At 74.2% G+C, this 6,985-nt stretch carries 5 protein-coding genes; all 5 read right to left on the bottom strand.

Annotated elements, in window-relative coordinates; all coding sequences use genetic code 11:
• Positions 1-646: 646 nt before the first annotated feature.
• Positions 647-2,167 (bottom strand): aldehyde dehydrogenase family protein, encoded by a 1,521-nt coding sequence (locus ACIGAN_RS34040; protein WP_399863324.1) that lies wholly within the window; start codon positions 2,165-2,167, stop codon positions 647-649.
• Between the two features lie 230 nt (positions 2,168-2,397).
• A complete protein-coding gene (locus ACIGAN_RS34035; RefSeq protein WP_365735506.1) occupies positions 2,398-3,387 on the bottom strand; it encodes a malate dehydrogenase in 990 nt (329 codons plus the stop codon).
• A 350-nt stretch (positions 3,388-3,737) separates the two neighbouring features.
• The gene (locus ACIGAN_RS34030; RefSeq protein ID WP_399863322.1) at positions 3,738-5,000 is read right to left on the bottom strand and encodes a helix-turn-helix domain-containing protein; all 1,263 of its coding nucleotides are present in this window, start codon (positions 4,998-5,000) and stop codon (positions 3,738-3,740) included.
• A 383-nt stretch (positions 5,001-5,383) separates the two neighbouring features.
• On the bottom strand, positions 5,384-6,037 hold the full coding sequence (locus ACIGAN_RS34025; protein ID WP_399863320.1) for a DUF3017 domain-containing protein: 654 nt from the start codon (positions 6,035-6,037) through the stop codon (positions 5,384-5,386).
• Positions 6,027-6,881 (bottom strand): bifunctional methylenetetrahydrofolate dehydrogenase/methenyltetrahydrofolate cyclohydrolase, encoded by an 855-nt coding sequence (locus ACIGAN_RS34020; protein WP_399863318.1) that lies wholly within the window; start codon positions 6,879-6,881, stop codon positions 6,027-6,029. The genes ACIGAN_RS34025 and ACIGAN_RS34020 overlap by 11 nt, the downstream gene beginning before the upstream one ends.
• Positions 6,882-6,985: the final 104 nt, after the last annotated feature.

Below are 6,985 nucleotides of genomic sequence, written 5' to 3'. Positions count from 1 at the left end.
ACCCCCGCCCACCTGGCGTTCCACGCCCTCACCGCGATCGTTGCGGCCCGCCGGGCCGCCGCCGGGACCGGCCGTTGGGGTGGGGCCCGGGGCCGGGGTCCTCCCCCCCCGGCCCCCCGGCCCCCCGCCCCGCCCCGGCCCGGGGGGGGGGCCGGGGGGGGGGGGCGCCGGGGGGGGTGGGGGGGGCGGGGGGGGGGGGGGGGCGGGGGGCCGCCCCGGGGGGGGGGGGGGCCCGGGGGCCGGCCGGGTCGGCCCGGACCGGGGGACGTCCGGGCCGAGGGGCGGCCCGGGAAGTCCGGGCCGGGGATGATCCGGAACCGGGGGCCAGCCCGGACCGGGGGGATCCAAGCCGGGGAGAAGGCGCCGGGACCGCAGTGCCCCGAGGGCCGGGCCGGACCGGGAGGTGACCCGGGACCGGGGGCCGACCCGGACCGGCGTGATCCGGGGCCGGGGGCCGAACCTGGACCGGGCGTGACCCCGGAGACCCGAGGGCCGGCCCGGACCGGGCGTGATCCGGGGCCGGGGGCGACCCGAACCGGAGGTGGGCCGGGAGCCGACCTGGACCGGGGGTGGTCCGGAGGACCCGGGGCCGATCCGGATCCCGGAGACCCGGGGCGCTCCGGACCGGGGATGGCCCGGGCCGGGGTCAGCCCGCGAACCAGCGCACCGGCTTGGGGGCCAGGTTCTGGTAGATGTGCTTGGTCTCCCGGTACTCGGCGAGACCGGCCGGGCCGAGTTCGCGGCCCACTCCGCTCTTGCCGAATCCGCCCCACTCCGCCTGCGGCAGGTAGGGGTGGAAGTCGTTGATCCAGACGGTGCCGTGGCGCAGCCGGCCGGCGACACGGCGGGCACGGCCCGGGTCGGCGGTCCAGACGCCGCCCGCGAGGCCGTACTCGGTGTCGTTGGCCAGGGCGACGGCCTCGTCCTCGGTGCGGAAGGTCTCGACGGTGAGGACCGGCCCGAAGACCTCCTCCCGGACGACGCGCATCTCGCGGTGGCACCGGTCGAGGACGGTCGGCTCGTAGAAGTAGCCGTTGGCCGGCCGCTCCGGGGACGGCTCGGGGCGCTTGCCGCCGCAGCGCAGCACCGCCCCCTCCTCCAGGGCGGAGGCGACGTACGCCTCGACCTTGGCGCGCTGCTGCTCGGAGACGAGCGGGCCGCACTCGACGCCCTCCTCGGTGCCCCGGCCCAGGCGGATCCGCTGGGCCCGGCGGGCGAGTTCGGCCACGAACCGCTCGCGCACCGACTCCTCGACGATGAGCCGCGCCCCGGCCGAGCAGACCTGGCCGCTGTGGATGAAGGCCGCGTTGAGGGCCTGGTCGACGGCGGTGTCGAAGCCCTCCTCGGTGGCGCAGGCGTCGGCGAAGACGACGTTGGGGTTCTTGCCGCCGAGTTCGAGGGCGACCTTCTTGACGGTGGGCGCGGCGGCCTGGGCGACCTTGGTGCCGCTGAGCAGACCGCCGGTGAAGGAGACCAGGTCGACGTCGGGGTGCTCGGAGAGCCGGGCACCGACCGTGTGGCCCGGTCCGGTGACGATGTTGGCGACTCCGGCGGGCAGTCCGGCCTCGACGAGCAGGCCGATCAGCGCGACGGTCGTCATCGGCGTGATCTCGCTGGGCTTGACGACGAAGGTGTTGCCGGCGGCCAGGGCGGGGGCGATCTTCCAACTGGCCTGCAGCAGCGGGTAGTTCCAGGGGGTGATCATCGCGCAGACACCGACGGGCTCGTGCACGACGACGCTGTGGACCTCCGGCGAGCCCGCGTCCACCACCCGGCCCGGGGCCTCGGCGGCGACCAGGTCGGCGAAGTAGCGGAACGCGTCGGCGACGCAGTCGATGTCGACGCGGCCCTCCTCGACCGTCTTGCCCGCGTCCCGGGCCTCCAGCCGGCCGAGCTTGCCCCGGTCCCGCACGAGCAGGTCGGCCACGCGGCGCAGCAGCGCGGCCCGCTCGGCGGCGGGCGTGCGGGGCCAGGGTCCCTCGTCGAACGCCCGCCGGGCCGCCGCGACCGCGAGGTCGGTGTCCTTCTCGTCGCCCTCCGCGACGACGGCGAAGGGCAGGGCGTCCGCGGGGTCGAGGATCTCGCGCGTGGCGCCGGAGACGGCCGCGCGCCATTCTCCTCCCGCGTGGATGGTTTGACTCGCCTGAAGCTCGGTACTTTCCGCCATGTTCGCTCTTCGCCTTCCGTTCCTGGTCAGCGTCTCCCGGTCACACAGGTGCCACCGAGAGACCGGGTTCGCCTGCCCGAGAGCCCTGGATGCATGCGCCTGGGTGGCCGAAAGTGCGCTGCGTCACGGGAGATGCGGACAAAGAAGGACAAAAGACTCGCCGAACAGCGCGCGGGCCCCGCACCGGTCGTCCGGTGCGGGGCCCGCGCGACCACGCGAACGGCGTGCGATCAGATGAGGCCGAGGCCGCGGACCGCCTCGCGCTCCTCCTCCAGCTCCTTGACGGAGGCGTCGATCCGGGCGCGCGAGAACTCGTTGATCTCCAGGCCCTGGACGATCTCGTACCGGCCGTCCTTGCAGGTGACCGGGAAGGAGGAGATCAGGCCCTCCGGGACGCCGTAGGAGCCGTCCGACGGGATGCCCATGGAGACCCAGTCGCCCTCGGGGGTGCCGTTGACCCACGAGTAGACGTGGTCGATGGCGGCGTTGGCGGCGGAGGCGGCCGACGAGGCGCCCCGGGCCTCGATGATGGCGGCGCCGCGCTTGGCGACGGTCGGGATGAAGTCGTCGGCGAGCCACTTCTCGTCGTTGACGACCTCGGCGGCGTTCTTGCCGGCGACCGTGGCGTGGAAGATGTCCGGGTACTGCGTGGCGGAGTGGTTGCCCCAGATCGTCAGCTTCTTGATCTCGGAGACCGGGGTGCCGGTCTTCTTCGACAGCTGGGTCAGGGCGCGGTTGTGGTCCAGGCGGGTCATCGCCGTGAACCGCTCGGCCGGGACGTCCGGCGCGGCGGCCTGGGCGATCAGGGCGTTGGTGTTGGCCGGGTTGCCGACGACCAGGACCTTGATGTCGTCCGCGGCGTGGGCGTTGATGGCCTGACCCTGCGGCTTGAAGATGCCGCCGTTGGCCTCCAGCAGGTCGCCGCGCTCCATGCCCTTGGTGCGCGGGCGGGCGCCGACGAGCAGAGCGACGTTGGCGCCGTCGAAGGCGACGTTCGGGTCGTCGGTGATGTCGATGCCCTGCAGGAGCGGGAACGCGCAGTCGTCCAGCTCCATGGCCGTGCCCTCGGCCGCCTTGAGCGCCGGCGTGATCTCCAGGAGGCGCAGCTTCACCGGCACGTCCGCGCCGAGCAGCTGACCGGAGGCGATGCGGAAGAGCAGGGCGTAACCGATCTGGCCGGCCGCGCCGGTGACGGTGACGTTCACGGGAGTGCGGGTCATGGCGTTCTCCGTATGACAGCTGGCGGTAGGGGCGGGGTCCCTGCCCCGGACGTTTGATCGATCTCTTGGCGTCAAGAGATCGATCCAGCGGTCAGGCTATCGCGCATCCGGGATCCCGCACCGCCGGGTCGGTGTGGCCCGGCCCACAACCCGCCACCCGTCACACGGAGGCGGCCGCCCGTCCGGGAGAGGAGGACGAAGGCGGCCGCCTGAGGGGGGTACCGACGATGCCGGTCCCGTGGGGGTACGGTTCGCGTGCCCGCGATTGCGGCGGGCATGCCTCCCCCGGCGGAATTCCTCGCCGGTCCGCCGGTCCGCCGGAGTGACCGGGGGATGCGCCGGGGCCGCCGCTACTTCGTGCAGCCCTGTCCGCCGGCCGCGAGCGTCGCGCACGCCTTGGCGTCGGCCGCGTTCTTCACGGCCACCATCGGGGTGTACGCGATGGTGTCCCCGACCGCGGTGATGCTGCCGCTCTGCTGCGCCTTGCCGGCGCTGATCCGGACCTCGTCGCCCTGCGCGGCCTGCGTGATGCGGCCCCAGGCCGCCTTGCAGGTCTCGCTGTAGCGGACCTCCACGACGGTCGTGCCGACGGTCGCGGTCTGTGCCGTGGTCACCAGGTCACCGCTGCATCCCATGTTCTCCGCGTCCTTGCCGGTGCAGCTGTCGCCGCTGCACTTCACGCCGGGCGGCAGGTTCCGGTCGGTGCCCGCGGTCGGCGTGGGCGACTGGGCGCCGCCCTTGACGTCGTCGTCACCGCCGCCGCCGGTGACGTAGAAGGCTCCGGCGATCACCACGAGCACGCCCACGACGCCCGCCAGGAACATGCCGGTGCGCCGCTTGCCGGCGGCACCGCCCCTGTGCCCCGGACCGGCCGCCCGGCCGCGCCCGGCGGCCCGGCCGCCCCCGTCGGCGGTGGCCGGAGCGGCGTCCTGCGGCGTGCCGTACGCGCCCACGGCCGCTGTCCGGCCGGGCGCTCCGGCCGCGTCCGCGGAGCCGGGCCCGACGCCCGTGCCGGAGGTGCGTCCGCCTGCTCCCGGCCCGGTCGGCGACGGGCCCTTGTAGCCGGCCAGCCCCCAGGAATTGACCTCGCCGCGGTCCTCCCGCGGGCCGGTGCCCGCGGAGTCCTGGACCTCGGGCGCCGTCGGCTGCGGCGGCACGCTCGGGACGACGCCGGCCGGGCCCGCGATGCCCGGCGTGACCGTGGCGCTGCCGCTGCGGCGGGACGGCTTGCCGCCCCCGGATCTGCCGTCCCCCTTGGAGCCGGCCGCGGCGGCGCCGAAGTCCTGGCCGCCGAACTCACCGAGCGCGGCGCGCGCCTGCGAGATCCGGATGGCCTCCATCGTCATGTCGTGCCGCATCTCCGAGCGGCTCCAGGCGCGCTCGGCGAGCTCCCACATCGTGGTGAGGTGCACCGGGTTGGTCCCGGTGACCTCGGCCAGGGCCACGATCGCGCCCTTGGGCGCGAGCAGCCGGCCGTTCAGATACCGCTCCCACGACGTCTTGCTGTAGCCCGTGCGGTCCGCCACCGACGCGATGCTCAGACCGCTGCGGTCCACGAGCCTGCGCAGCTGGCTGGTGAACTCCCTGATCTGTGGATCGAGCTCATCCGGCAAGGCCTTCCAACGAGGCATTGCTTCCCCCCTCTTCCCCCGGGTAGTGCTGTTCTGTCCCGCGCTGTTCGCCCCGCGCGTGGCGGCCTCGGCCGATCCCCGTTGTGGCTACCCACAGGGATGCGCCCAGTCAGGATCTCAGTTCCCCGACGGGGGGCGCACAGAAGCGCGGTGCCCGCGCGCGATACACCCTGGACCGTCCCGATTGTCCACGCCAACCCCCGTGTCGCACCACTTCGTGCGGAATCGGAAGCAGGACGTACCGGAACTGTCACTTCCGTGCCACAGCGTACTGACAGGCGTTGAACAGGCCGTTCGCGGTGCACGAGGGTGGAGCGCGGCGGCGGCCCGTCCTTCCTCGGGGGAGGGGACGGGCCGTCGTCCGGTCATTCGCTGGTGACCGTGAAGTGCAGGGTGTCCTTCAGGAACGGGATCTGCAGCAGCGGATGCGGCTGGGCCATCAGCGCCAGCAGGACGATCACGGTGCCCAGCACGCCGTACGTGACGATGTCGGTGAAGCGGGAGCGGACGGCGAGCATGCCGACGTCCGGGAGCAGCCAGCGCAGCGCGCCGCCGCCCAGCAGGGCGATGCCGATCAGCAGCGTCCCGAGCCGGAACTGGTCGAACGCCGTGACCAGCAGTCCGAGCCCGGCGATCCCCAGCACGGCGAGCACGGGCCACTGCCGCGCGGGCGCGGGCGCGTCCCCGGACGCGGCCCGGCCACCGCCCTCGGGGCGCGCGGTGTCCCTGGTGAACAGCGGGAACCGCCGGGTGACCCGCCGCGGCCGCCCGTCGGCGCCGGGGGCGCTGACGGGATCCCGGACGGTGAGCTCCTCGCCGTCGTCCTCGTCCGCCGCGTTCGGGCCGTCGCCCCGGCCGTCCCGGCTCTCGTGGCCGTCACCGCCCCTGCGGCCCTCAGGCCCGTCCCGTCCGACCTGCCCGTCCCGGCCCTTGGGGTCGTCGTGTCCGTCGGACGCGACGGGGCCGTCCGGGTCGGGCGCGGCGCTCGGCGCGCTCGCCGCGTTGCGGTCAGCCGGCACTGCGCTCCGCCGCCTCGACCACGTTGACGAGCAGCTGCGCGCGGGTCATCGGGCCGACCCCGCCGGGGTTCGGGGAGATAAACCCGGCCACCTCGGCCACGTCGGGGTGGACGTCGCCCACGATCTTGCCCTCCGCGCTGCGGGAGACACCGACGTCGAGGACGGCCGCCCCCGGCTTGACGTCCTCGGCGCGGATCAGATGGGCGGAACCGGCCGCGGCGACGATGATGTCCGCGCGCTTCAGATGCGCCGACAGGTCGCGCGTGCCGGTGTGGCACTGGGTGACGGTCGCGTTCTCGCTGCGCCGGGTGAGCAGCAGCGGCATCGGCCGGCCGATGGTCACCCCGCGCCCGACGACCACGACCTCGGCGCCCTTGATCTCCACGCCGTACTGTCGCAGCAGGGTCAGCACACCGTTGGGCGTGCAGGGCAGCGGCGCCGGCTCGTTCAGGACGAGGCGGCCGAGGTTCATCGGGTGCAGGCCGTCGGCGTCCTTGTCCGGGTCCATCAGCTCCAGGATGCGGTTCTCGTCGATGCCCCGGGGCAGCGGGAGTTGCACGATGTACCCGGTGCAGGCCGGGTCCTCGTTCAGTTCGCGCACGACCGCCTCGATCTCCTCCTGCGTGGCGGTGGCGGGCAGCTCCCGCTGGATGGAGGCGATGCCGACCTGCGCGCAGTCACGGTGCTTGCCGGCGACGTACTTCTGGCTGCCGGGGTCGTCCCCGACGAGGATCGTGCCGAGGCCGGGCGTGATGCCCTTCTCCTTCAGCGCCGCCACGCGGGCGGTCAGATCGGACTTGATCGCGGCTGCGGTGGCCTTGCCATCGAGAATCTGGGCGGTCATGGCCCCATCCTCGCGGATGACCCCGCCGTGGTTCCAATCCGGCCGCAATCCGGGCACCGCGGCTGCGCTCCGCCCGTATCCGCCCATGATCAGCGATGTTGCAC

It is taken from the genome of Streptomyces sp. NPDC085931 (assembly GCF_044540565.1).
Classification (GTDB): Bacteria; Actinomycetota; Actinomycetes; order Streptomycetales; family Streptomycetaceae; genus Streptomyces.
Note: the sequence above shows the minus strand (reverse complement) of the source record. Positions and strands in the feature narration are given on the sequence as shown.

Excerpts from the sequence above, each read along its gene's own strand:
- ACIGAN_RS34040 (WP_399863324.1), bottom strand. The coding sequence starts at position 2,167 with ATGGCGGAAAGTACCGAGCTTCAGGCGAGTCAAACCATCCACGCGGGA.
- ACIGAN_RS34035 (WP_365735506.1), bottom strand. The coding sequence starts at position 3,387 with ATGACCCGCACTCCCGTGAACGTCACCGTCACCGGCGCGGCCGGCCAG.
- ACIGAN_RS34020 (WP_399863318.1), bottom strand. The coding sequence starts at position 6,881 with ATGACCGCCCAGATTCTCGATGGCAAGGCCACCGCAGCCGCGATCAAG.